This is a genomic window from Paenibacillus sp. Y951 (assembly GCF_056786395.1).
In genome coordinates this window covers 150,364-175,625 of the sequence record NZ_JBXCIY010000008.1, presented here as the reverse complement: position 1 = coordinate 175,625, position 25,262 = coordinate 150,364, and the positions used below count along the sequence as shown (strand labels likewise).

The window sequence follows — 25,262 nt, the reverse complement described above, 5'->3', positions numbered from 1 at the left end:
TATTCGTGAATAGATATGTTATCGCTCATTGAATGAACCATAAAACGTTCCTTTAGCAATGGTAGGGTTGTCCTCCCATTGCGTAAAGGAGCGTTTTTTATTGATTACATTATGATACGAGGAGAGTATGAGATGAAGAAACAGTTATTCATTGGCGGAAAAAAAGTGTCAACGGAACACTACGAGCCTTTACGTTCTCCGTATACTGGGGACGTTATTGCGATGATTGCTCAGGCAACGATTGCACAATTGGATGCTGCAATAGACTCAGCGCTAGCTGCATGTGCATCACAACGAAAGCTTGCTGCATATGAACGTGCACATATATTAAGCAAAGTTGCTCAATTGTTAGAGGAGCGTAAGGATGAAGCCGCACATTGTATAAGTCTTGAAGCTGCGAAACCAATTAAGCAATCTTATATAGAAGTAGAGCGTACGATTCAAACGTATCAATATGCAGCAGAAGAAGCAAAACGTTTGAACGGTGAGATGATTCCGATGGCCGCTATGCCTGGAGGTGAAGGTCGATTAGCATTTACGATTCGTGAACCGCTAGGAGTAATCGGGGCTATTACACCATTCAATTTCCCAATGAATTTAGTTGCCCATAAAATAGGACCGGCAATTGCCGCTGGTAATACGGTTATCTTAAAGCCTGCCCCACAAACTCCACTATCTGCTTTATTTATTGGTGAACTCTTCATGGAGGCAGGTTTGCCAGCAGGAGCATTGAATATTGTAACAGGTGATGGTGTGCAGATTGGAGAGCATCTCGTTGTCGATCCACGAGTCAATATGATAACATTCACTGGCAGCCCAACCGTAGGCTTAAGAATATCTCAGCTTGCAGCAATCAAGAAGCGCACGTTAGAGCTTGGATCTAATTCCGCAGTAATTATTGATGATGAGATGATGACTGACGAAGTTATTCAACGTTGTGTCACGGGCGCATTTAGCAATAATGGACAAGTATGCATTTCATTGCAAAGAATATATGTGATTGGCGAACAATATAATCGTTTTGTAGAGCAATTTGTTACAGCAGCTTCCCAATTAGTAATTGGCGATCCACTATCTCTTCATACAGACGTATCGGCATTGATATCTCAAGCAGCGATTTCACGCTCAAGACAATGGATACAAGCAGCACTAGATGACGGTGCTTCACTTGTGTTAGGCGGGAAGGTTATCGATAATGTCATTCTCGAACCGACAATATTGGTAAATGTGCCAGAACATTCGGCTATTAGCTGTCAGGAAGTATTTGCTCCGATTGTTATAGTGAATAAGGTCAGCTCTATGGAAGAGGCAATTGCAATGGTGAATAATTCTGCATATGGTTTGCAGGCTGGTGTCTATTGCAAAACACTAGAAACAGCGTGGCAGGCAGCGGCGAACTTGCAAGTAGGGGGAGTGCTTATTAATGATATTCCAACATACCGTGTTGATCATATGCCATATGGTGGTGTTAAGATGAGCGGTACTGGCAAAGAAGGCGTGCCGTATGCCATAGAAGATATGACAACAAGTAAGCTCATCATCTTAAAGCGGTAGTTCAAACAGCGGACTTTGATAACGATGTAATGCAGGTAGCGTATTCGACATCGCATCTGAAACGAACTTGGAAAGTACGGTTCGCGTGTACGTAATCATGTACACTTGCGCTTCCGCCTTTCTCAAGTAGCGTTTCACCTGCTCGGCTTGCGAAAGTCCACTTTTTGAACCTTCATTGAAAGAGGTAGTTCAAACAGCAGACTTTGATAACGATGCGTATGCTGACGTAGCGTATTCGACATCGCATCTGAAACGAACTTGGAAAGTACGGTTCGCGTGTACGTAATCATGTACACTTGCGCTTCCGCCTTTCTCAAGTAGCGTTTCACCTGCTCGGCTTTCGAAAGCCCACTTTTTGAACCTTGATTTGAAGCGGTAGTTCAAAAAGCGGACATTGATAACGAAGTAATGCAGGTAGCGTATTCGACATCGCATCTGAAACGAACTTGGAAAGTGCATTTCGCGTGTACCAACCATGTACACTTGCGCTTCCGCCTTTCTCAAGTAGCGTTTCACCTGTTCGGCTTTCGAAAGCCCACTTTTTGAACCTTCATTTGAAGTTTCGAGCATTTGACCGCTCGTGTACTCGTACCGTACACGTTGCTGGGTTTTGTTGCATCGCTTGGAACAGAGATTTTAATTAGTGAAGGAGACGATTTTATGATACGAGCTATAGTATTTGATTTTGATGGATTGATGATCGATACGGAAACATTAGATTATGAGGTGCTACAACAAATTTACACTGAATATGAGTTTGATTTGCCAATCGAAACGTATGCGCAAAACATTGGGACGACTATCGGTGAATTTAATCCTTACACAAATCTAGCGAATTTATTGAAACAAGATAAAGATGCACAATTCTTTGGAAATTTACATAAAGAAAGATTACAGTTACTGTTGCCTAATCTTATATTACGTGAAGGAGTAATGGATTTTATTACACAAGCGAAGCAAATGAATCTGAAAATAGCATTAGCAACAAGCTCTAATCGAGCATGGATTGATAGTTTCTTCACTCGGTTTGAACTACATCAATATTTTGATTACATTTGTACAGCAGATGACGTTACGCATGTGAAACCTAATCCTGAGCTTTACCTTCGAGCATTGTCTCTGCTAGGCGTGGACGGTCAAGAAGCTATAGCATTTGAAGATTCTCACAATGGTTCAATAGCCGCGGTAGCTGCAAGGATGCATTGCATCGCTGTTCCGAATCCGGTTACGCAACATTTTACGTTCGAGCATTGCTCCTTAATTATATCCTCGATGGCGGATACTACTTTAATAAAGGTTATTGAAGCGATAGAGAAACCGCTTTAAAAGGAAGTTCAAAAAAAGTTCAGAATCGGCTGGTATACTCTCTATTATTAATTTAATTATAAATAGAGGAGTAAATAAAGATGATACTTTCAATAGTTAGTAACATGGATGCAAAGAATTACTGGTCTATGTTGACCGTAATTGGAATTGTTATACTAGCAGGATTTATTATTAGAGACTTTAAACAGCGCCATAGATATATGAATACACTATCTACTGTTCAGCAGGAACACGCCAATTTTGGACAACAAGAAAATATAGATGAAGGCGTCCTATTACTTGATCAAGATCATAAAATTATCGGAGCTAATGCTTTATTCTATTCATATACTGGCTTGGCAGAGATGCAACCATATCGAGAATCAATCAAGTATTTAGCGACTATTTTTCCAACTAGTACTCGCAGTGATGCTATTAAAAAAATGAAAAAAATATTGCAGCAAGGCTCAGGTTCGATGAGTGGTATTATTCAAAATCAGTCAGGTGCTATGCAAGAAATCACATTGAATTTGTTCAGTATTCAAGATGGTGATGAGATTATTACGTACTATTTATCTATGAATAGTAGATATCCGCTATGCTTGACTTAGTGACAATCTGAAGACACAGAAAAGACGATGTAGGAAGTGAAATATAGCGGTGAAAATAGCTGTCATATATTATCAACGTAATATCGTGGCTATCTACAAAGTAATGAGTAGATAGCTTTTTTTATAGTTATCCCAATGGTATGTTTTTGCTGTAGCGCTCTCGAAAACAACAAAACTGAAAATAACCTTAAAATTCTGTGACCAAACCGTGAAATGAACGTATAGAGTCATATGATATAAGGAGAATGAAAGGGGAATTGGATTTGAACTTTGAAAATGGAAACAACGAAAACCACACTGAACAAAGAAAAGACATTTCTTGGAATCCAAAAGTTGTTAGTAAATCAGTCATTGGTATTTGTATCGCAATTATTTTATTGTACATTGGAATGACTTCATTCTACACCGTGGAGGAACGAGAACGTGCTGTAATATTAACATTCGGTAAAATTACAGATGAGGCAACATCAGGTTTACATTTCAAGCTTCCGTATCCGATTCAAGATGTGAAGATCGTCCCTGCAGAAATGACACAGTATATTACAATTGGTTATCGTGAATCAGCAAATGGTGACATTGTTGATGAGTCTGAAGCGATGATGATTACTGGTGATGAAAACATTGTGTCTGCTGATGCTGTTATTACGTGGAAAATAGGAAACATCAAAAATTATTTAACAAATATTGATAATCATGAAACATTTTTACGTAACTCTGCAATAGCATCTATTCGCTCAGTCATGGGTGCACAGAAGTTAGATTATGCGATTACTGATGGTAAAACAGTAATTCAAGAATTAGCAAGAGAACAACTAATGAAATTACAAGAAAAGTATGAGACTGGAATTATTATTATTGACTTAAAGTTCCAAGATATTGAACCACCTGATGGTCAAGTAGCAGAAGCTTTCCGTGCCGTTACCAATGCACGAGAAGAGAAAAATACGAAAATTAATAATGCAACAAAGTATGAAAATGATCGAATTCCAAAAGCACGAGGAGAAGCTCAAGCATTAATTGAGCTAGCAGAAGCTGAAAAGGCTTCTCGTATTCTGAATGCACAAGGTGATGTAGCTAAGTTTAATGCAATTTATGCAGAATACAATAGCAACAAAGAGATTACAGAAAGTCGTCTAATTATTGAGACTCTGGAAAAAATTCTGCCTAATGCGCAAATTATTATTACAAATACCGGTAGTGATACGGTTAACTATTTACCACTCAATGAGCTTTTGAGTAAGAAGAGCAGCTCAATAACGAACAACACTTCATCTAGCAGTTCGAATTCCGACTCTGCTGGCACACAGTAGGGGGAGATTATATGAAAAACTTTAAACTTACTGGATTTATTATTGGGGGAATAGTCCTCGTAATTTGTATACTCAGCTCATTATTTATTGTAAAAGAAGGCGAATATAAAATTATATTGCGTTTTAGTGAAGCAGTCGATGCTAAATCAGAACCTGGACTATATATGAAAATACCTTTCGTCGACAAAATTAAAGAGTTGCCCAAGTACCAGATGACTTATGAGAATGTACCGACTCAAATTATGACGAAAGACAAGAAAGTTATTCTTGTTGATAATTACACGGTATGGAGAATTGAAGATCCCGTGAAATTCAATAAAACAAGTCCTACTGTAAGTGATGGGGCACAAAGGATTAATGAAGCGGTATACAACTCTGTAAGACGTAAGCTTTCTGAAGTGAATTATGATGAAATTATTAGTGAAAATACAGCAAGAGGTGATTTGAATGATGAAATCACTAAGGATGTAGCTCTGTCACTGCAACGTGATAATTATGGTATTAAAATAGTAGATGTACGTATTAAACGTACTGATCTACCTGAAAGCAACAAGGAAAGTGTTTATAATCGAATGATTTCCGATCGTCAATCGATTGCTGCCCGTTATTTATCAGAGGGTGATGAAGAATCTAAAAAAATTACATCAAAAGCAGATCGTACTGCACTTGAATTAATGGCTCAAGCCGAGGCTGATTCCAAGAAAATAGTTGCGGCAGGTGAGCAAGAGGCTGCAAAAATTTATAATGAAGCATACGGTAAGGACCCGGAATTCTACAATCTGTATCGAACGTTGGAGAGTTATATTGTAACGATGAGTAATAATCCAGTCATTATGATGCCGATTGAATCTCCATATGCTCAAATTTTGCTAGGAGAATAGTAAACATGAACACCACAGTCTATTGTCTCTCTTCGAGAGCTAAAGCACTGTGGTGTTTTTTCTATTTATTAAATATTAAGCGACCACTATACAAATAAGATGCTTTTATAGTATGGTGATTCTTGGACAGTAATTTTTGGGTAAATACACTGAAAAAAGGATCGTTAATATATGTCACAAGCATTAAAGGCTGAGCAACACCAACATTTCGGAATGGAGATACAGCCTCGGGTATGGTGGAATGTACGCGTAGATTTTGTTGCAACTTTGTTTTTTAGTCTTTTCAATGTAGTTATGAATCAGTTTTTTATTGCTTTTGCTATACAAGAAGGTGCTTCTAATTTGCAAGTAGGGATATTGTCAGCTGCTCCAGCAATTGGCTTAATATTCTCACCGATTTGGGCTTCATGGATTGAGCGATCGGATAAGCCGAAGCCATTTACGATAATTCCTAATATGATTGGTCGTCTATTGCCAATATTGCCCGCAATATTCCCTAATCCTAATGTCTATGTAGTAACGGCTGTTGTCTTTCAATTATTAATGGGGATTCAAGCGCCGGCCTATGCTTCGCTCGTATCTAGAATTTATCCATCCAATCTGCGTGGTAGATTAATGGGCTATGTACGTGTTGGTATGGGTGTATTAATGATTCCAATAGCATATCTAGTTGGTAGCTGGACAGACGTATTGGGGCCAAGGGGACCATTAATTGCTGCTGCGATTGCTGGATTTATCTCTGTTAGTATTTTCAATTCGATTAAAGTATCCAAACAAGGTTCTAAACCTAATCGAGGTCTTACTGCAGTAGCTAGAGTTGGCAAAAAAGCTCAATGGCTAGAACAAGTTCAGCTTGTGAAAAGTAATAAAATACTTGCATTATTTCTTATAGCAACAACGTTTTCAGGATTTGGTAATATGATGTCAATTCCTTTATACCAGATTATTCAAGTCGATGTACTTGGATTAAGCAATGTAGAAATAGGTTATGCACGTGTCGCCTACTATATCGCACTCTTATTAACGTTCTGGTTAGGCGGTATTATGATTGATCGTATAGATATTAAGTATACTCTTATAATCGGAATAGCTGCTTACGCAATTGTACCTTTGCTATATAGTTTATGGGGGAGCTTTACTGCAGTATTAATTGGAAATGCAGTTCAAGGTGTTGGTGAAGCAATTTGGGAAATCGGGATTATGGCATTCATATTCAAGATTGCTCCAGGGAGAGAAGCTGTTGTCTTTGGTATACATCTTATGATGTTTGGTATAAGAGGGACTATTGGTCCGTTATTAGGGACAGGATTAACTTCGATAGTGGAAATTAACATTATATTAATTATTGCCTCGATTTTCGGATGGATTGGTACGTTTGTGTTCATCTGGGGAAATCGTAATAAAGGTGAGCCGATATTAGCCAAACACAATATAAAAATACAGTTTAAGAACTAACTTATTAAAACAACAAAGGGACGAAGCTACTGCACTGGTAGCCTCGTCCCTTTGTATATTAATAAAGTGAGATCGTTAAAGTATGATGTTCGGTTAACGCATGTAACGTTGCTTCTGAACCAATAACTTCGATACTAATAAGTGTTGCTAAGCAAGTTTTTAAAGCTTGCTTGCCTGTTTCCCATTTCTGATTCAAAATGGCTTCCAGTTTACGCATTGCTTTTTTATTAAGCTCTTGCATATATACAGGTATCTGTTTTTCTTGGAATACAACTGTAATTGTCATGATTCATTCCTCCAGCACAACAAAGTATGAGTGTATTGTAGCGAATCAACCTTAAGATTACCTTAAAATTTGAGTGAAAATTTCGAAATTTATTAACAATTATGCAAAGTGATATTGAGAATTAGCTAAAGCGTATAGTCTAAGGAGCTATTTAGCATTTTTTTGCGATATTCAGATGGTGTGCAGTTCATTTGCTGACGAAATACTTTAACGAAATAACTCATATGGTCGAAACCGACATCCAATGCGACCGATGAGATTTTGTTCGATGGATCAAGCAGCAACTCTCCTGCACGACGTATGCGATAGGAATTTACATATTCGATGGGTGTTTGTCTCGTCATACTTTTGAAGAAACGACAGAACTGGCCATCACTCATCGGAATTTGCCCAGCGATCTGCGATATTTTTAGAGGCTGATTGTAATTGGATTGAATATAACTAATCGCCTTTTTCAATCTAATCGTCTTCGTCTGATCGGTTAATTCACGTTTGCTGCGGTTTGCATGTCTACCTTCTGGCAAGATCGTTTGCAGCATTTGTAGCAACAATGCTTTAATACTAAGCTGATAGCCCAAATCCTGCTGATCACAAAGTGATAATATAATTTTGAGCGAATCTAAAAGCTGTTTCTCCCAGCGTGAATGTGGCTTAATATGACGGGGAAAACTGCGAGTACGTTCGAAAAAAGGAGCAATATACTCAGTTTGTATTGCATCAAAGCTAGCACTTGCTAATAATTGTGGGTCAAACACGATCGCTCCATACATACAAGTCGCATGATGATGAGAATGACCTGTATGTATTTCTCCGCTATCAATAAATATAGCCTCGCCAGCCTTCACGACATAGTAGTCGGTATCCACCTGAAATAATACTTCCCCTTGCATGCAGAAGAAAAATTCCATTTCGCTATGCCAGTGACATTCTAATATTGGTGCTCCGGCAATCGTTTGGTCGATCCAATAGGCTGCCAGCGGAAATTGCTCAGTACCATGCAGGCGATTTTCCTTCAACGATGTTTTGACGCTTAAGTCCATTTGTGACACCTACTTTTACATTTATCAAAATAGTGCTATATTTCAGCATTATACTGTTAGAATTGTTCTAATTTTATCAGTATAATGCAATTATATCAAATTAATTTACTGTCCAAATAAAGAAACATTAACAATAGAAAGGTTGATCATATCCTATGAAATTTACAAATGGTAACTGGTTAATCCATGAGCAATTTAATGTACAAGGCGCGGTACAAGCGCATGAATTCTATGAAAAGGATGGCGTATTAACAGCTTATGCTGCACCGCGTCCGCTTCTAAATAGAGCAAGTATGCTTGATACGATGCTATTAACGATTCAATTCCACTCTCCACTACCCGGAGTTATTGGAGTGAAAGTTATTCATCATACTGGTGTGCGTAATCTTGGTCCTAACTTTGAACTTACGAAATCTGCGGAAAGCAACGCAGTTATTGAAGAAAATGAACATGAAGCCGTTCTAACTAGCGGTGACTTAAGCGTTCGTATTGCTAAAGGTCCAGAATGGAAAGTAGACTTCTTCCGTGGTGGCAAACGTCTTACAGGAAGCGCGCAGCGTTCTATGGCGTACATTACAGAGGGCAAAGAACGTGCATATGTACGTGAAGAGCTTGATCTTGGTGTTGGCGAATTAGTATATGGTCTTGGTGAGCGTTTCACTCCATTTGTGAAAAATGGTCAAACGGTTGATATTTGGAATGAGGATGCTGGTACAAGTTCTGAGCAAACATACAAAAATATTCCTTTTTATATAACAAATAAAGGCTATGGCGTATTTATTAATCAGCCTGAGCTTGTATCGCTTGAAGTAGCTTCTGAAAAAGTGAAAAAGGTTCAATTTAGCGTTGAAGGTGAATCGCTTGAATACTTTATCATTGACGGTCCCGATATGAAAGGCGTGCTTGATCGCTATACGCAGCTTACTGGTCGCCCGGCATTGCCACCAGCTTGGACATTTGGTCTATGGCTAAGCACATCGTTTACGACTAATTATGATGAGCAAACGGTTAACTCCTTCGTTGATGGTATGGTTGAACGAGATCTTCCGCTTCACGTATTCCACTTTGACTGCTTCTGGATGAAAGAATTCCATTGGACAGATTTCAAATGGGATGAGTCTGTATTCCCAGACCCAGAAGGAATGCTTACCCGCTTGAAAGAGCGTGGCTTGAAAATTTGTGTATGGATTAACCCATATATTGCTCAACGCTCTCGTCTATTTGAGGAAGGTGCAGCAAAAGGCTACTTAGTGAAAAAAGCTAACGGAGACGTATGGCAATGGGATCTATGGCAACCTGGTATGGCGCTAGTAGATTTCACTAATCCTGCTGCCTGCGAATGGTATGCATCGTACTTGCGTGAGCTTGTAGATATGGGTGTAGATAGCTTCAAAACTGATTTCGGTGAGCGTATTCCAACAGATGTTGTATACTTCGATGGCTCTGATCCGTTCAAAATGCATAACTACTATACGCAGCTTTATAATAAAGTCGTATTTGAAGTGCTTGAAGAAAAGCTTGGTAAAAATGAAGCAGCAGTATTCGCTCGTTCAGCAACAGCTGGCGGACAACAATTCCCAGTACACTGGGGTGGTGACTGTTATGCGGATTATGAATCAATGGCAGAAAGTCTTCGTGGCGGATTGTCGCTAGGTATGTCAGGCTTTGGCTTCTGGAGTCACGATATTGGTGGCTTTGAGAATACAGCACCTAGTCATGTATTCAAACGTTGGTTGCAATTCGGCTTACTATCTAGTCATAGCCGTCTACATGGCTCTAAGTCTTATCGAGTACCTTGGGCTTATGATCAAGAAGCAGTTGACGTTACTCGCTTCTTTACAAAGCTGAAATGTTCATTAATGCCTTATCTATACAATACAGCTGTTCAAGCACATGAATTAGGAATTCCTGCTATGCGTTCGATGGTACTTGAATTCCATGGTGATCCTGCAGTAGAGCAACTTGATCGTCAGTATATGCTCGGAGATAGTATACTTGTTGCTCCAATCTTCAATGAAGAGGGAGATGTAACATACTATTTGCCAGCGGGACAATGGACGCATCTATTAACGGGTGAAGTAGTTGTTGGTGGTACTTGGAGATCAGAAACGCATGGCTTTATGAGCTTGCCATTATTCGTTCGTGAAAATACCATTCTTGCAATTGGTGCAGTTAATGATCGTCCTGATTATGATTTCGCTGATGGTGTTGAATTACAGCTCCACAATTTACAAGAAGGTGTTAAGGCATCAACTGTAGTTCGTGATGTGAAAGGTAATGTTTCATTAACAGTTGAAGCAACACGCAACGGTAATTCGATCGCAGTTGCATTGAACGGTGCCAATAAGCCACTTTCACTTGTTGTTAAAGGTCAAGGTGAGGTAACTGCTGTTGAAGGAGTAGCAGCAACGGTTGAAGCAGGTCGCATTGCTCTTGATCCGAAAGGTAACGCACAATTTACAATTGTATTAGCATAATACGGTTATTATAGAAAACAACAGGATTTAGGTGAAAGCTACCTAAGTCCTGTTGTTCATTATGAAACCTTTAAATAAGTAACGATCATGTACTGTATACTGCTATACTAGTTATAATATGGAAGACCTATATTTCAGACTAGAAGAGAGAAGGAACAGCATGAAGCTTACTTATTTACCTATTATAAAAGTTAGTGTAGTTTCAGTGATTGGGGTGATGCTATTTCACCTGTTTTCACTTCCTATGCCGTGGATGTTGGGTCCTTTATTTGCAGTAATGCTATCGCAATTAACGTTCAAAACAACGTGGGGGTGGCCAGTTACTTTCCGTAATATTGGCTTAGTTATACTTGGAACTACGATAGGTGAATCATTTACAGTTGTTGCTCTTCAAAATATGCACGAATACTTGCTGTACATGGTTATCATGAATGTTATTCTCATTATTTCATGTATTTTGCTCGCGATGATCACTCAAAAAGTAACCGGTGTATCGTTGATGAGTGCTTTGACTGCAAGTATACCAGGTGGATTATCACAATCTGTAGCATTTGCAGAAGAGCATAAAAATATTGACATTGGTGTAGTTACGTTCTTCCAAGTCGTGCGTGTCATTTCTATTGTAAGTATTGTACCTTTTCTAGTGAGCGGACATCTCATTAATGATTCACTAGCTGTAAAGGAAGCATCCCCATACTGGGCAGTTATATTATTGTTAGTTATCTCCTATTCATCTGTCGTATTAGGGAAAAAGATAAAATTACCGGTGCCATATTTTTTGATGCCAGTCATCTTAGGAATACTACTTAATATTAGTGGTGTGTACGTCCCAGCAGTTTCATCAGACTTTCTTCATATAGCACAATTAGCAATCGGTGCATACATAGGTTTGCTACTTAAGCCGCAAATGATCAAGTTGCCTTGGAAAGTAATCGTAATGGGCTTACTAAGTTCAATCTTAATTTTAGTAATTAGTTACTTATTCTCTTATTTATTAATGGAAATGATCGGAGAAAGCTTTGCTACAAGTTTTTTGAGTACAGCTGCAGGTGGGATGGACCAAATGACACTGATTGCTACAGCAATCAAGGCGGATTCTACTGTCGTCACGATTTTCCAAATGTTTCGATTACTATTTATATATCTCTTAGTACTACCTGCGCTGAATTGGTATGCTCAAAGAAACAATAATTGATAAAAAGCCAATACTGATAAATAACAAATGACAAAATAACATAAGAATATGTTAATATAATTAATGTTTTTATCGTAATGTATGCGCTATACTTAATCTAGTTGGACAAAATAAGACATAAATTGATAAACATATAAAGGAGTTTGAATATAATGAATAGAATGTCAATCGGATTGCAGCTTTTTACGCTTCGTGAACAATTGGAAGCAGATTTTGAAGGCACTTTACGTCATGTGGCAGGATTAGGTTATGAAGGAGTAGAATTTTACCATTACGGAGATATTCCAGCAGATAAAATGCGTGAGCTATTAGCTGAGCTAAATATGAAAGCAATTGGTAGTCATATTCAATTGTCAAAATTGAAAGATAACTTGGACAATGAAATAGCCTATCTGAAAACAATTGGTGCAAAGTATGCGATCTGTCCATGGTTAGCTGTAGAAATTCGTGATGTTGATTCATGGCGTCAGCATTTAATTGATCTAGCTGACATTGGTCGTGCTTGTACTGAGCAAGGTATTGAATTCTTATATCACAATCATGATTTTGAATTCAGCACATTAATTGACGGTCAAATGGTATTTGAAGCACTATTCGAACGCATTCCTGCTACTGATCTAAAAGTAGAAATGGATATTGGTTGGGTAAAATACTCAGGAATCGATCCAGTGAGCTACATTAACAAATATACTGGACGTTTACCATTGCTGCATTTGAAAGATTTCTTGTTGGAAAGTCGTGATCCTGAAAAACAGATCGATACTGTTGAGTTAGGGGAAGGAGTTCTTCCATTAGTCGAGATTGTAAAAGCAGCTAGTGATGCAGGTGTGGAATGGATTATTGTAGAGCAGGATTCATGTACGAATCCTCCATTGGAATCCATCGCTACTAGCTACAAGTGGTTAGAGCAAAATTATCTTAATCAATTTAAATAATTATAAAAGGTCACGTTCAAAAATGCTTTGCATTTTTGAACAACCTCTAAAGGAGATTATTAAAATGTCAAAAGTTAAAGTAGCAGTAATCGGTTGCGGTTCTATCGCGAAATACCGTCATATCCCTGAGTATGCAAGTGATGCCAATGTTGAGCTAGTTGCATTTGTAGATCCAATTATTGAACGTGCTGAGCTTTATGCTAAGGAGTATGGTGCACAAGCATTTTCTGATTATAAAGAAATGTTGGCAGCAATTAAGCCAGACGCAGTTAGCGTTTGTACGCCTAACTTCTTGCATGCTGAGATGACGATTGAAGCAGCGAAAGCTGGTGCACATGTCCTTGTAGAAAAACCAATGGCAGTAACTGATGCTGAAGCAGAGGCAATGATTGAAGCGACTAAAGCTAGCAATGTGAAGCTAATGGTTGGTCATAACCAACGCTTTATGCCTCCACATGAAAAAGCAAAAGAAATTTTGAAATCAGGCATACTTGGTAAAGTGCTTACTTTCCGTACCTCTTTCGGTCATCCTGGTCCTGACGCATGGAGTATTGACGGTGCTGATAGCTGGTTCTTCCGCAAAGAAGAAGCGATTATGGGTGCTATGGGGGATCTAGGTGTTCATAAATCCGATCTGATCCGTTGGATGCTTGATGATGAAGTATCTGAAATTGCAGCATTCGTGGGTACTCTTGATAAAAAAGATACAGATAGTGATGATAACTCTTCTTGTATTCTACGTATGAAATCTGGTGCTATCGGTACGTTAGTAGCAAGCTGGACATATTACAAAGGCGAAGACAATAGCACCATGTTATGGTGTGAAAATGGTGTAATGCGTATCGGTACTGACCCAGTAGATGATGTTATCGTTGAGCTTCGTGATGGTACAGTAACGAAATATCAAACGGGTGAAATTTCAACTAATGAGAAGCAAGTAACAAGTGGTGTAGTTGAGAAGTTCATTGAATCCATCGTAAATGATACAGTTCCTGCTGTCACAGGCGAGGAAGGTAGAGCCTCTTTGAAAGTTATTCTTGATGCTTTCGAGTCTCAAGAAACTGGTCGAGTTATTAAAGTTAACTAATATTGTTCAGTAAGAAAAAGCATTTCGGGCTTTCCCGAAATGCTTTTTCTTGTTTACATATTAGAAATATAAGTATTTGGTAGAAACAAACAAGAAACTGACTTCATTGAGCTTAATAAGAAAATGGAACGAATGAATATCTATAGCGCCAAAATTGGTGTTACAGAGCGAAAGCTGCACAGCACATGATGCTATAGCGCCAAAATTGGTGTTACAGAGCAAAATTTGCACAGCACATGATGTTGTAGCGCCAAAATTGGTGTTACAGAGCGAAAGCTGCACAGGACATGATGCTGTAGCGCCAAAATTGGTGTTACAGAGCGAAAGCTGCACAGGACATGATGCTATAGCGCCAAAATTGTTGTTACAGAGCGAAAGCTGCACAGCACATGATGCAGTAGCGCCAAAATTGGTGTTACAGAGCGAAAGCTGCACAGGACATGATGCTATAGCGCCAAAATTGGTGTTACAGAGCGAAATTTGCACAGCACATGATGCTGTAGCACCAAAATTGGTGTTACAGAGCGAAATTTGCACAGCAACACCACTACGATACGAAATAAAGGTAGAAGTCTTTGTTTGTCTCTAAACACACGCGCCCTCGCACAATAGAAAATAAAGTAACCTTGTTTTATTATTTCTCCTGCGCTCAAGCTACGAGAAAAAAATCGCCCTTCTACGCTCCAGCAATTAGTTCTCGCAGCGTCCCCGATTGTAACAGCAATATTCTCCGCTTGTTTAAGTTTTCTTCACTTAGTTACATTTACCATAGTGAGGGGATTTTAACAAAGCAATAACAACAGATATGTATACGCTTACAAAATGATTTTGGTAATTTTTGATTCATGCAACCTAAAAAAAACTTTGATACGATAAAGCGGAAGTTGACATATTGGTACACACAGAAGTTATCCAAGAAGCAACAAAAAGTTTAGGAGGAATTAATTATGGCAAAGCAAAAATGGAAGCTGGGAGTCGCAACAATTGTGGCAACCGCTCTTATTAGTACAGCTACTTTAACAGGGGCAAGTGTAGATGCAGCCTCTACTATATCTAAGATGGACATGAAAGAGCAATCTTATACATCCAATTGGCAATCTAATCTTATGAATAGTTTGCTTAACAAAATCACGGATTCCAATCAAACGATTGTAACGATCGGAAATTGGAAAGTGAATGTTCAAACTGGTTTTTGTATTTATTTACCTAATCTTAAACCTGGAGTTACACCTAGCCCTACAGTAACACCTACTGCGAACCCAACAGCAACGGTAGCGCCAACAGCGACAGTAGCGCCAACTGCGAAGCCAACGCCAACTGTTGCACCTAAACCAACAGCAACTGTAACGCCAACAGCAACCGTTGCACCTACTGCGAAGCCTACACCGACTGTGAAGCCTACGGCAACTCCAGCACCTGATGCTGGAAATTCTTCTGTAGCAGCAATTCAGCAGGAAGTTGTAAAGCTTGTTAATGCGGAGCGTGCTGCAGCTGGATTATCTGTATTGGCTTTAGATGCTAGCCTTAATACAGTAGCGATGGAAAAAGCAAGAGATATGGATGTTAATAATTACTTTAGTCATAATTCACCAACGTATGGTTCTCCATTCAATATGTTGAAAACATACAAAATCACTTACTCATACGCAGGTGAAAATATTGCTACTGGTCAAAAAAACGCTGCTCAAGTTATGAAGGACTGGATGAATAGTTCAGGACATAGAGCGAATATTATGAGCTCTAACTTTACAAAAATCGGCGTTGGATATGTGAATGGCAAATGGGTTCAAATGTTCATCGGTTAATGCAATCATATTTGTACCAATATGGTGAAAGAAGCCTTCCTTGAAATCAAGGAAGGCTTTTCATATGCTATTAGGCTCTGATAACGAAGATTATTTCAACTTGAAAATTTGGATAGTACGTTGCAGCTGAGTTGCCATATTAAGCATTCGTTCAGTTTCTGAAACAACGACTTGCACGGAAGGAATTTGTTCATTCATAGAAGCTGAAACTTCCTCAGTACCAGCAGCCGATTGTTCTGTAATTGCAGAAATATTTTGAATTGCAGCAGAAATCTTTTGTGCACTATCAAGCATACTATCGCTTTCTTTAGAGAAATTGAAGATTTGCTCACTAATAAATTGAATGCTTACTACAATTTCATTGAAAATATCTTCTGTTTGACGAATATGTGCTGCTTGCATACTAACGACTTCTTCATTGACTTTCATATTATGTATCGTATCTTGAATTCCTTTATCGATACTTTTCACTAAGTTGAACACTTCTTTTGTCGAAGCTGTTGATTCTTCTGCCAGCTTACGAACTTCTTGTGCAACCACTGCAAATCCTCGTCCGTGTTCACCTGCGCGTGCTGCTTCGATCGATGCATTTAAGGAAAGCAGGTTCGTTTGTTCAGCAATTTCAGATATCGCTTTCGCTGCTGCTGAAATACCTTTAGCCTTTTCAGCTAAATCTTTAATTGTTATAGCAACTTGCTCTGTTGCTTCTATGTTACGATTCATACCATCACTTTGATTTTCAAGGGCAATACGACCTTTATGTACGAGCTCAATCGTTTCTTCGGAACGAGTATTCATTTCTTTTGTAGAATGTGCGTAATTTGTAACACGAATCTCAATTTCAGTGATTGATTCAGTCATATCAGATACATCTTCAGAAATCGTACTAGCGCCAGTTGCAAGTTCAGTTGCAGATACAGCTACCTGCTCCATCGTAGATTGAATAGTGTTATTTTTTTCGAAAATACTGCGACTTGTTTCTGCGACATGTCTCGTAATATTCATTGATTCAGATAGTATATCTCTTAATTTAATAACCATGCTGTTGAAGGTATGCCCAAGCTCACCAGCATTTGTCGCCTCCACATCAATGGTTTGAGAAAAATCGCCTTTAGAAATACGATTTGCAGCACTTTGAATTTCATCAAATGATGCTGTAATTGCATTCTCTACAAATAAAATAATGGGATAGGCAATTCCATAAGATATTACGGCAATGATTATTATTGCTGTGAAATACTGATTCATAATAATAGTAAATATTAGCGCTAGTAGTGTTAAAATGGAAAGGTTAGAATATGTAACAAAAACAAGCTTGCTTCTAACGGATAATGAATTAAACCAATTAGTGAACTTCTCCATAATGTAAGCGCTCCTTTATCAATAATATCCATATTATAGCACCACTTTCGGGATAGGTCCATCACATTAATAGTCAGAAATTCATATATACTTAAACTAAAACTAGTTCAATAGTTGTACAAGTTTATCGGGGGATTCGGTAAATACTACGAAATGCTTCGGTAAATACTGTGCTATCTTTCGGTGCAAGAAGACAATTTTCGCGTTATATTAGAATTGAGTTTACAAAAAAAACATTTGAAGGGAGAAATAAAATGACTGGAATTTCATTAGCAAGACAAGTTGATTTTGTTTTTCGTCAATTAGAACATGAGTTAACAGGGGCAAATGCGGGTACCGTATTAATTATTGTAAGAAACGATACAATTGGTAAATTCGGTATTAAACATCATCCCATTCATATTCAAGATGATGAGGTGCAAAAAGCAGGTGCGGGATTAACGAAAGAGCAGGTAGATCGTTTCAGAGTTTTGGCAATTGATGCATTGAAGATGAAGCGTAATTGGACTCACGGCGAAATACTATATGATTTTTCGGTTAGATCTAATCGAAAAGGGTGGTCTGCCAGTGTTCTTTATGAATCCAATTACAATATGTCCACGTGGAATGTTGTTCCACATTCTAAGCGAAACGGTTTAATTGATTATTCTTCTTGATTGGATTGTTGTTTCATCTTCCGTAGTTTTACCTTCACCATAAACCCCGTTCCAATTGTAATAAGCGATAACAACCCCCAAAAGATTACCCATTTGAGACTATGAGCCATAGCAATCGACATTCCTGCTAAGCAAATAATTCCTAGACTAGAGAACAGCAAAGACAGTGATTTAGACAAGTTCATTCTCCTTTAAAAACTTTTTTTCGAAAATCTGTATAGTAATCTTTTTCGTGCACATAATATGTTTGCAAGCTTGCATATGAATTTTACCTATGAGGACGAAGGGAGATTTACATCATGGCAAATAAAAGTAACCAATTAATCGTTCCACAAGCAACTCAAGCGTTAAATCAAATGAAAATGGAAGCAGCTCAGGAGCTAGGCGTACAATTGTCACCAGAAGGATATAACGGTAACCTAACTACTCGCGAAGCAGGTTCAATCGGTGGTTATATCACTCGTAAGCTAGTGCAAATTGCTGAACAGCATTTGTCAGGCGGACAACGTTAAATTTGATTTTTCATTCAATATAATAATCAAAGAAGCTCAAGGGAAACCTTGAGCTTCTTTGATTATATGATGTTTGTTGAAACAGTACAAACAAATCATTCGCTAAAAAACCAAGCAACGTGTACTTTCTAAGTACGGTTCATACTTGATTTCGAATGACCTACGAAGCCCATCTTCGTTATCAAAGTCCATTTTTTGAACTTCCCATATCAATGAAGGTTCAAAAAATGAGCTTTCAGAACCGAGAAGATGAGACGTTACTTGAGAAAGACGGAAGCGCAAGTGTACATGATTACGTACACGCGAACCGTACTTTCCAAGTTCGCTCCATATTCGATGCCGAGTAAGCTACGTTAGCATACACTTCGTTATCAAAGTCCATTTTTTGAACTTCCCATATCAATGAAGGTTCAAAACATGGGCTTTCAGAACCGAGAAGATGGAGCGCTACTTGAGAAAGACGGAAGCGCAAGTGTACGTTATTGGTACACGCGAACCGTACTTTCCAAGTTCGCTCCATATTCGATGCCGAGTAAGCTACGTTAGCATATACTTCGTTATCAAAGTCCATTTTTTGAACTTCCCCTACACAGAGGAAAGCTTTGCTTCATTGTATAGCCTCTTATACAACTTCCGATCGTTAAGCCAGCCTACATAAGATGCAAGTGGTTGTTCATCGTGATCATAGAAGACGATGGCAACAAACGGATATTGCCTACGATGTCGATAACGGGCATCGGACCAACGCACCTCAGTACCCCAACGATGCTCAGTTACATGCGCAACGGTATGTTTAGTAAAGCTTTGAAGTGCAGCTACTGTAGGGTGCTGACAAGACTTCTCAATAAGTGGATGCTGATCAGACGAAATTTGCTCCACCCAGCGAATAGTATCATTCTTCCAAGTGCCTAGCTTATAACTACCATCGGCCATTTTGATCATAATATGCCATATTCGATATCGTACTGTTGGAATAATCATAAGCACTTCATCATGATGAATAGGAATATGCTTTTGTAGATATTTCATTAAGCGATAGTGATAATCCACTCTTATTACATAATAAAGGGCAATAACGATGTACAGAATTGGGAAAATAAATCTAGGATCAGCGAACTGGCCTATCCAGAGTACACCAGCAATAACATGAGTCGTAAATATAAAAGGATCGAAAATATGAATGATATTCCACGATATCCATCCCCTCGAAAATGGTCGAAGCGCCTGTGTTCCATATGTATTGAACAGATCCATGAACACATGTAAACTTACGGCAAGAAAAGTCCAGCTTACGATATGTCCATATCCTTCATTTAAATGGAACAGCATATATAATGAAGCGGAAACTATAAGAGTCCATAATAGAATCGCAGGTATAGAATGAGAAATGCCGCGATGCTGTCGAATATAGATTTCATTATTGCGCAAACGGGTAATCGTATCGAAATCAGGTGCCTGTGAACCAATAATTGTTGCTAATATAACTGCAGTTTGCATAGCCGGCTGATTAATAACTACCGGATCAAGTTGAGATAAGCCTGCTAGTCCAACTCCGACAACAAAATGTGATGCTGTATCCAAATGTAACCCTCCTAAAACTTTTTGTTACCAACTTAAGTGCTTCCTGCTAACAAAAAGTTACATCGGAAGCATAAGCTAAAACTTTTCATAACGTCTTACTGTGCTTCTTGTGATGGAAGCATACACTACTTCCATTATGCACGAGTTATTGGTAAATATTACACGGGTAATGGAAATAAGTGACGATGCATTAAAAATGCCATGAATGAACAATGTAAAGCACTGTTCATTCATGGCATGGAATAAGCTGAAATTATTCTACTGGTGATTCAGGTGTTACCATTTCACCATGGAAAGGATATTCGTAAGCAATGGGCTCGTCGAAAGTAACGTAGTCAAGATTAAGCATAAGCAACAAGTAACGTTCACCAGTTTCAGGATTGCTCACCACAATGTGATCACGACCAGCTGCTTCAATAAACCCTTGAAATATTTTCGCATTCCATTGTGAGTTATTTTCATAAGTCATATAGAAGGTACCAATTTTTCCGCGATTGAGACGCAAAATATTTTCTACATAGGATTCTTCATAAGTAGGTGCTGATGTAACGATATTACCGCCCATTGGAGTTACTGCTGCTCCGCTCGGAACTAATGGCGGAATAACTTCTACATCACGGTAGAATGATGGATGGGAATAAGGATAATAATAAGGTGAAGCATTAAAATAGTTCATGAATAACTTCCTTTCGAATTGAAAAATTAATAAACGCTTTTACAATCATCCCAGGTTGGCTTGAAGAAGCAATGTGCTTTGTAGCGACCACTATTTTGCTGGTTATACCATGTACTAGGACAATCGCCAGTTGGTCTGAAAAACCACAGTGCATTGGAAGCGGGATGAGTTCGCTCTCCACGAACAGCACGCTCTGCAAGTCGTACTTCTCTATCTCTTGCATTTTGATAAAAATAACTTTTTTGTGTTGCTTCGAATCCGCCAGGACTTTGATAAACCATATCAGGAATTGAGCGAATGTTTCTAAAGTCAAGGCAGTCACCAAGAACTCGATTGACGCTAACATTACCAACCATTAGCATCCCTAGCTCACCCTCACCTTCAGCTTCGGCACGCATGAGTCGAGCAAGCATCTTTGTCTGCTCGGAATTGGTTTTAATAACAGCCATATTGTGTCTGTAGCTCCTTTCACTTTATCTAGGCAAAAATCCATAACACATTGTATGGAGTATCCTGCCTAAATGTGACAGTGTTTTCGTCACATTTGCATGACGAATTAATGAACAACAGAAGTGAACATTGTCACAAACCTGTTTTTTCGGTATGATTAGAAGCGATTCAACATAGAAGGACAAACGAGAAAATCGTCTTACGTGAAGCGGGAGGATCAACAATTGTTTAAAGACTTGATAGGACTAACTAAACCTGGTTTGCTGCGTCTTAATGTATTTGCTTCTTTAGGGGGCTTCTGGGTAGCATCGAAGTGGTCGTTTGATTTTTGGCTATTATTGTGGATGCTAATTGGATGTACATTAACGATGGCTTCTGGAACAGTTATTAATAATTTTTATGATCGTGAGCTCGATCTGAAAATGGAGCGAACGCGAGATCGTACACTACCATCAGGTAGAATGAAGCCATCATCGGTATTAATTTACGGAATTATATTAGGTGTCGTTGGAGTTACTGTTTTGTTCACTTTAGTTAATGTGTTATGTGGTATTTTAGGTATTATTGGCTGGGTTGCTTATATCGTTATTTATACGATGTGGCTGAAGCGAACGTCTACTTGGAGTACTTCAGTTGGCGGTATATCAGGAGCAATGCCTCCAGTTATCGGCTATTGTGCAGTTACAGGTACAGTTGATATGGGCGCTATTTTATTATTTGCGTTTCTATTCTTATGGCAGCCTGCACATTTCTGGTCACTTGCTATTCGTCGTGTAGAGGAGTATCGAGCAGCTGGCTTTCCACTACTACCCGTTGTAAAAGGAATTAAACGTACGAAAATTCAAATGATTCCATACTTGGTCGTTATGCTAGCTACAGTAATATTAATGTACGCATATGACTTAGCGGGCATATACTTCTTAATTCTGTCTACGGTATTAACTGTTTTTTGGCTTGTTCATACCATTATGGGGTTGTTCGCAAAAGATACAGAGAAGTGGGCAAAATTCAATTTCTTAATTTCGGTAAATTATTTGATGATTGTGTTTATTGTTATGATTATCAATACGCCGAAAATGTAGCTGTGAAAGGGGAAAGCAGTGTTGGCATTTTTGAAGAAATACGCATTTCAGATCGCAATATCATGCTTAGTCGTAGTAATGGGTGTATATTTGCTTTACACCTACTTATGGCAGCCAGAAGCAGTACCTAGTGTAAAAGAACCGGCACCAAACTTCCAACTTAATGATTTGGACAATAATCCAGTATCACTTGCAGACACTAATGGAAAAGTTAGACTAGTATATTTCTACTTTGCAAGCTGTCCTGATGTATGTCCACCGACAACGTTTCTAATTAGTGAAGTTCAGGAAATGTTAAGAGAGAAGGGTGAACTCGGTACAGAGGTAGAATTGATCTCGATTACGTTCGATCCGACAATCGATACACCTGAAGTCATTACGAAATTTGTGCAAAAAGTGGGCGTAGAGTTTGACCATTGGACATTTTTACGAGGCGAAAGTTCTGAGGATATGATTAAATTAGCTCGTGAGTTCAGTGTTGCGGTTATGTATGATGAAGAGGCAAAAACTTTCTATCATAATAATCCACTGATCCTCGTTGATCAAGATGGTAATATCCGTCAATGGATTAACGCTTCACCTAATATTGAAGCTGGTGACAAAGAATTAACGGCTCAGGATGTATATAAATCTTTGAAAAAGTTATATTAATAAAAGTTCAAAAAGTAAACTTTTTGAACAAGCACAATTAAAAGACATTCTTCAACGATGCTGTGGCAGGATTAGTAGCAATATCCCGAGATATTGCGCTAATCCTGCCTTTTCAATTTGAAAAATGTGAAACTGCTATATAGATGATTCCAAGAAGTAGCTCCAGCCAACCACTTAGATTTTTAGCGTATTAGGGGATATAGTTTTGTTATCTTTTGGTGGAATAGCGTTGAAAGCAAGTGCTATAAATAGGATAACGAAGGCGATAAAGTATGGTGAAATAATATCTCGCACTTGCCCAGCCAAAAATGGTCCAAGAAATGCTCCTATCGATGTCGCGATCGATAGCATGGAGAAGGTTTTTCCATATTTACTGCCTTCACTAAGTTGAATAAGCCAATGAGAAAGTGCTGGGAAAACGACTCCTTTACTCATACCGATAAGTAGTAGTAGTAGCATAAAGGGAACTTGGAAACTTGCTGCGATAACAAAATAGAAGATCGATAATGATAATGTCCCTAGTATTGTTCTAACAGCTGGATCATAGCGATTAACGAACAACATACATAATGTAATGAGTGAGCCAATGCTAACGACTGTAAAAAGTAGTCCGGTTGTCATGATAGAGTCCATACTACCTGCCATTAAAGGAAGTTCAAATGTTAAAATGCCCTGAGAGCAGCTTAAGCCAATTGGAATAAGAAAAATAGTCCAACGTAGTTTCTTGTCCGGAGTATTCGTAGCTAATACGTCTGTAGTAGCTACAGGTGCATCATGCATTGGAACTGCGGTTGCTGAATCCGCTAAGGCAAACTTTTTTTCTTTAATAAAGAAGAAAGCTAGTATCGCAGTAACGATAAGAAGCCAACCTAATATTAGAAATGTTTTGGTGAAGCCTAGTTTCGCTACTAGAATCGCACCTGCTGCAGGTGAAAGTACTGATGCTAGTGTATGAACAAGTCCGTTACCAGCCATTAATTTTCCTTGCTGAGTTATATCTGAGCTAAGTCTCGCTAATAATGATAGACAGGCAGGTGATAGAAAAGCTAGAACGAAGCCTGCAATCGAACGTAAAATAAGTAATTGCCATGGATCAGTAACGGCAGATTGTACGAGTAGTATAGCACCTGCAAGGAGTAGACTACCTACGATGAACAAACGACTTCCTAGTTTATCTACATATACACTTGCTATAAGATTACCCGGTAGATGAGTAATAGAGTAAATACCCATAATTAGTCCGATAAATGATGGAGCAGCACCTAAAGAGATGGCAAATGGCGTTAATATCGGATATTGTGCATGCAAATCAAAAAATGCAACAAACAAAAATAAGTAGAGCCATATGGCTGTTTTCACTGTGTAAGCCTCCTACAAACATTTTTAACGATGAATGGCAGTTTCGAAGCCGAATACATTACAGCGCATTACCGCGTGATTCCAGGCAACTGGTTTGAACATCCTCTATAGCTACTTGTACGCTCGAGCGGGACAACTTATGCCTATAATTACACCTTCATATTTACTCTAGTAGTCTTGGTAGGGTATAAAATTACACGCTCACATTTACTGTAGTCGGCTCAGTAGGCTATAATGTTCAAGTGACTCCTCTTGGAAGAGGTCGTTCAAAAAAGTCACTTGTGATTAGGATGGCTATGCTAACGTAGCTTATTCGGCGGCGATTATGCCTCCCCATTGAAAGTCTGCATATGCTTTCGACATAATATTTCTTAATGGTAGTAGCAAAAATTTGGTAGTAATCATAATGAGTCTGGGTGTAGGCCCATGTACTATGAAAAATTTAGGGGGAAAAAAGGATGAATTTTTTGGACTTTTCAAGTTACGATGTAGATACGTGGTTAGCGTTTTTAGAAGAGAAATGGTACGTTATTTTAATTGCGTTAATTGTCATCATGTTAATTGTTCGCGTGATGAAAACGATGGTGAAATGGGCTATAATTTTGGTAGTAGCTGTAGGTGTCATTGTCTACAGTGGATATACGCTTGACGATGTGAAAAGCTTAAGCACTAGTCTAATGAGTAATGGCTTTGAAGAATTGAAAGAAATCGGTGCCAAAGTAGCAGATAGCGCAAAGGAAGAGGCTCTTAATGCTATGATCGGAGAAGCAACAAGTGCAACATATACAACAAATAATGATGGAACATTTACAGTGAAAACTTCGTCTATTACTTTGACCGGCCAACCTGGTAGTGAAGAGGTATCGATATCGATTAAAGGTGCTCCAGCTTTCAAGGTGCAAAGCAGTGATATTGTTAGCCAATTTATAAAGCAAGCAGAAGCAAATAGCAAGAAATAATTCGTACTTGGTAGCGGTAGTAGAAGGGGTGTT

At 38.6% G+C, this 25,262-nt stretch carries 28 protein-coding genes; 18 read left to right on the top strand and 10 right to left on the bottom strand.

Annotated features, from left to right (window positions below; all coding sequences use genetic code 11):
* Positions 1-132 precede the first annotated feature (132 nt).
* The gene (locus AC1TPB_RS13800) at positions 133-1,554 is read left to right on the top strand and encodes an aldehyde dehydrogenase family protein (protein ID WP_482077023.1); all 1,422 of its coding nucleotides are present in this window, start codon (positions 133-135) and stop codon (positions 1,552-1,554) included.
* Here the strand turns inward: AC1TPB_RS13800 and AC1TPB_RS13795 are convergent.
* Positions 1,543-1,680, bottom strand: a complete 138-nt coding sequence (locus tag AC1TPB_RS13795; protein ID WP_482077022.1) for a hypothetical protein — start codon at positions 1,678-1,680, stop codon at positions 1,543-1,545. The genes AC1TPB_RS13800 and AC1TPB_RS13795 overlap by 12 nt on opposite strands.
* An 8-nt stretch (positions 1,681-1,688) precedes the next feature.
* Positions 1,689-1,871, bottom strand: a complete 183-nt coding sequence (locus AC1TPB_RS13790; protein ID WP_482077021.1) for a hypothetical protein — start codon at positions 1,869-1,871, stop codon at positions 1,689-1,691.
* A gap of 343 nt (positions 1,872-2,214) precedes the next feature.
* Here AC1TPB_RS13790 and AC1TPB_RS13785 point away from each other — a divergent pair, with 343 nt between their 5' ends.
* The 5 genes from AC1TPB_RS13785 (at position 2,215) to AC1TPB_RS13765 (ending at position 7,116) form a co-directional block, all read left to right on the top strand.
* Positions 2,215-2,880 carry an HAD family hydrolase gene (locus AC1TPB_RS13785; protein ID WP_482077020.1) on the top strand — a complete coding sequence of 222 codons (666 nt, stop codon included), beginning with the start codon at positions 2,215-2,217 and terminating at the stop codon, positions 2,878-2,880.
* Positions 2,881-2,960: 80 nt separating this feature from the next.
* On the top strand, positions 2,961-3,470 hold the full coding sequence (locus AC1TPB_RS13780; RefSeq protein ID WP_482077019.1) for a hypothetical protein: 510 nt from the start codon (positions 2,961-2,963) through the stop codon (positions 3,468-3,470).
* 263 nt (positions 3,471-3,733) lie between these two features.
* Positions 3,734-4,780, top strand: coding sequence for an FtsH protease activity modulator HflK (gene hflK / locus AC1TPB_RS13775; RefSeq protein ID WP_482077018.1), 1,047 nt, complete (start codon positions 3,734-3,736; stop codon positions 4,778-4,780).
* A gap of 11 nt (positions 4,781-4,791) precedes the next feature.
* Positions 4,792-5,661 (top strand): protease modulator HflC, encoded by an 870-nt coding sequence (gene hflC, locus AC1TPB_RS13770; RefSeq protein WP_482077017.1) that lies wholly within the window; start codon positions 4,792-4,794, stop codon positions 5,659-5,661.
* 171 nt (positions 5,662-5,832) lie between these two features.
* Positions 5,833-7,116 (top strand): MFS transporter, encoded by a 1,284-nt coding sequence (locus AC1TPB_RS13765; protein ID WP_482077016.1) that lies wholly within the window; start codon positions 5,833-5,835, stop codon positions 7,114-7,116.
* Between the two features lie 58 nt (positions 7,117-7,174).
* Here the strand turns inward: AC1TPB_RS13765 and AC1TPB_RS13760 are convergent, their stop codons facing one another.
* Together AC1TPB_RS13760 and AC1TPB_RS13755 are read right to left on the bottom strand one after the other, a co-directional pair.
* The gene (locus AC1TPB_RS13760; RefSeq protein ID WP_482077015.1) at positions 7,175-7,402 is read right to left on the bottom strand and encodes a 3-dehydroquinate dehydratase; all 228 of its coding nucleotides are present in this window, start codon (positions 7,400-7,402) and stop codon (positions 7,175-7,177) included.
* Positions 7,403-7,527: 125 nt separating this feature from the next.
* A complete protein-coding gene (locus AC1TPB_RS13755) occupies positions 7,528-8,442 on the bottom strand; it encodes a helix-turn-helix transcriptional regulator (RefSeq protein WP_482077014.1) in 915 nt (304 codons plus the stop codon).
* A 155-nt stretch (positions 8,443-8,597) separates the two neighbouring features.
* Here AC1TPB_RS13755 and yicI point away from each other — a divergent pair, with 155 nt between their 5' ends.
* The 5 genes from yicI to AC1TPB_RS13730 all read left to right on the top strand — a co-directional run bounded on the left by yicI (position 8,598) and on the right by AC1TPB_RS13730 (position 15,941).
* A complete protein-coding gene (gene yicI / locus AC1TPB_RS13750; protein ID WP_482077013.1) occupies positions 8,598-10,919 on the top strand; it encodes an alpha-xylosidase in 2,322 nt (773 codons plus the stop codon).
* A gap of 118 nt (positions 10,920-11,037) precedes the next feature.
* Positions 11,038-12,114, top strand: coding sequence for an AbrB family transcriptional regulator (locus tag AC1TPB_RS13745; RefSeq protein WP_482077012.1), 1,077 nt, complete (start codon positions 11,038-11,040; stop codon positions 12,112-12,114).
* 152 nt (positions 12,115-12,266) lie between these two features.
* A complete protein-coding gene (locus tag AC1TPB_RS13740; protein ID WP_482077011.1) occupies positions 12,267-13,049 on the top strand; it encodes a sugar phosphate isomerase/epimerase family protein in 783 nt (260 codons plus the stop codon).
* A 64-nt stretch (positions 13,050-13,113) separates the two neighbouring features.
* Complete coding sequence (locus tag AC1TPB_RS13735; RefSeq protein ID WP_482077010.1) at positions 13,114-14,136, top strand: Gfo/Idh/MocA family protein; 1,023 nt, start codon at positions 13,114-13,116, stop codon at positions 14,134-14,136.
* Between the two features lie 947 nt (positions 14,137-15,083).
* A complete protein-coding gene (locus tag AC1TPB_RS13730; RefSeq protein ID WP_482077009.1) occupies positions 15,084-15,941 on the top strand; it encodes a CAP domain-containing protein in 858 nt (285 codons plus the stop codon).
* A 90-nt stretch (positions 15,942-16,031) separates the two neighbouring features.
* Here AC1TPB_RS13730 and AC1TPB_RS13725 read toward each other — a convergent pair whose 3' ends face one another.
* Entirely contained in the window at positions 16,032-17,303 is a 1,272-nt protein-coding gene (locus AC1TPB_RS13725) for a methyl-accepting chemotaxis protein (protein ID WP_482077008.1), read from the bottom strand.
* Positions 17,304-17,557: 254 nt separating this feature from the next.
* Here AC1TPB_RS13725 and AC1TPB_RS13720 point away from each other — a divergent pair, with 254 nt between their 5' ends.
* Positions 17,558-17,959 (top strand): O-methyltransferase, encoded by a 402-nt coding sequence (locus AC1TPB_RS13720; RefSeq protein ID WP_482077007.1) that lies wholly within the window; start codon positions 17,558-17,560, stop codon positions 17,957-17,959.
* On the opposite strand, the gene AC1TPB_RS13715 is transcribed toward AC1TPB_RS13720, so the two are convergent.
* Positions 17,947-18,138: a DUF5325 family protein gene (locus tag AC1TPB_RS13715; RefSeq protein ID WP_482077006.1), complete on the bottom strand. Its 192-nt coding sequence runs from the start codon at positions 18,136-18,138 to the stop codon at positions 17,947-17,949. The two genes, AC1TPB_RS13720 and AC1TPB_RS13715, sit on opposite strands and share 13 nt — an antisense overlap.
* Positions 18,139-18,258: 120 nt before the next feature.
* Here AC1TPB_RS13715 and AC1TPB_RS13710 point away from each other — a divergent pair, with 120 nt between their 5' ends.
* The 3 genes from AC1TPB_RS13710 (at position 18,259) to AC1TPB_RS13700 (ending at position 19,017) form a co-directional block, all read left to right on the top strand.
* Positions 18,259-18,471, top strand: coding sequence for an alpha/beta-type small acid-soluble spore protein (locus AC1TPB_RS13710; RefSeq protein WP_258202446.1), 213 nt, complete (start codon positions 18,259-18,261; stop codon positions 18,469-18,471).
* A gap of 212 nt (positions 18,472-18,683) precedes the next feature.
* Positions 18,684-18,818, top strand: coding sequence for a hypothetical protein (locus AC1TPB_RS13705; protein ID WP_482077005.1), 135 nt, complete (start codon positions 18,684-18,686; stop codon positions 18,816-18,818).
* A 55-nt stretch (positions 18,819-18,873) separates the two neighbouring features.
* Positions 18,874-19,017 carry a hypothetical protein gene (locus AC1TPB_RS13700; RefSeq protein WP_482077004.1) on the top strand — a complete coding sequence of 48 codons (144 nt, stop codon included), beginning with the start codon at positions 18,874-18,876 and terminating at the stop codon, positions 19,015-19,017.
* A 39-nt stretch (positions 19,018-19,056) separates the two neighbouring features.
* Here AC1TPB_RS13700 and AC1TPB_RS13695 read toward each other — a convergent pair whose 3' ends face one another.
* The 3 genes from AC1TPB_RS13695 to AC1TPB_RS13685 all read right to left on the bottom strand — a co-directional run bounded on the left by AC1TPB_RS13695 (position 19,057) and on the right by AC1TPB_RS13685 (position 21,177).
* Positions 19,057-20,052 (bottom strand): metal-dependent hydrolase, encoded by a 996-nt coding sequence (locus AC1TPB_RS13695; protein WP_482077003.1) that lies wholly within the window; start codon positions 20,050-20,052, stop codon positions 19,057-19,059.
* Between the two features lie 253 nt (positions 20,053-20,305).
* On the bottom strand, positions 20,306-20,728 hold the full coding sequence (gene gerQ / locus AC1TPB_RS13690) for a spore coat protein GerQ (protein ID WP_482077002.1): 423 nt from the start codon (positions 20,726-20,728) through the stop codon (positions 20,306-20,308).
* A gap of 26 nt (positions 20,729-20,754) precedes the next feature.
* Positions 20,755-21,177 carry a cell wall hydrolase gene (locus AC1TPB_RS13685; RefSeq protein WP_482077001.1) on the bottom strand — a complete coding sequence of 141 codons (423 nt, stop codon included), beginning with the start codon at positions 21,175-21,177 and terminating at the stop codon, positions 20,755-20,757.
* 174 nt (positions 21,178-21,351) lie between these two features.
* Between AC1TPB_RS13685 and cyoE the strand changes: the two genes are divergently transcribed.
* Together cyoE and AC1TPB_RS13675 are read left to right on the top strand one after the other, a co-directional pair.
* Positions 21,352-22,260: a heme o synthase gene (gene cyoE, locus AC1TPB_RS13680; RefSeq protein ID WP_482077075.1), complete on the top strand. Its 909-nt coding sequence runs from the start codon at positions 21,352-21,354 to the stop codon at positions 22,258-22,260.
* Positions 22,261-22,281: 21 nt separating this feature from the next.
* Positions 22,282-22,911 (top strand): SCO family protein, encoded by a 630-nt coding sequence (locus tag AC1TPB_RS13675; RefSeq protein ID WP_482077000.1) that lies wholly within the window; start codon positions 22,282-22,284, stop codon positions 22,909-22,911.
* 174 nt (positions 22,912-23,085) lie between these two features.
* Here the strand turns inward: AC1TPB_RS13675 and AC1TPB_RS13670 are convergent, their stop codons facing one another.
* Positions 23,086-24,270, bottom strand: coding sequence for an MFS transporter (locus AC1TPB_RS13670; RefSeq protein WP_482076999.1), 1,185 nt, complete (start codon positions 24,268-24,270; stop codon positions 23,086-23,088).
* 458 nt (positions 24,271-24,728) lie between these two features.
* On the opposite strand from AC1TPB_RS13670, the gene AC1TPB_RS13665 reads away from it, so the two are divergent.
* The gene (locus tag AC1TPB_RS13665; protein ID WP_482076998.1) at positions 24,729-25,229 is read left to right on the top strand and encodes a hypothetical protein; all 501 of its coding nucleotides are present in this window, start codon (positions 24,729-24,731) and stop codon (positions 25,227-25,229) included.
* The last annotated feature ends 33 nt before the right edge of the window (positions 25,230-25,262 follow it).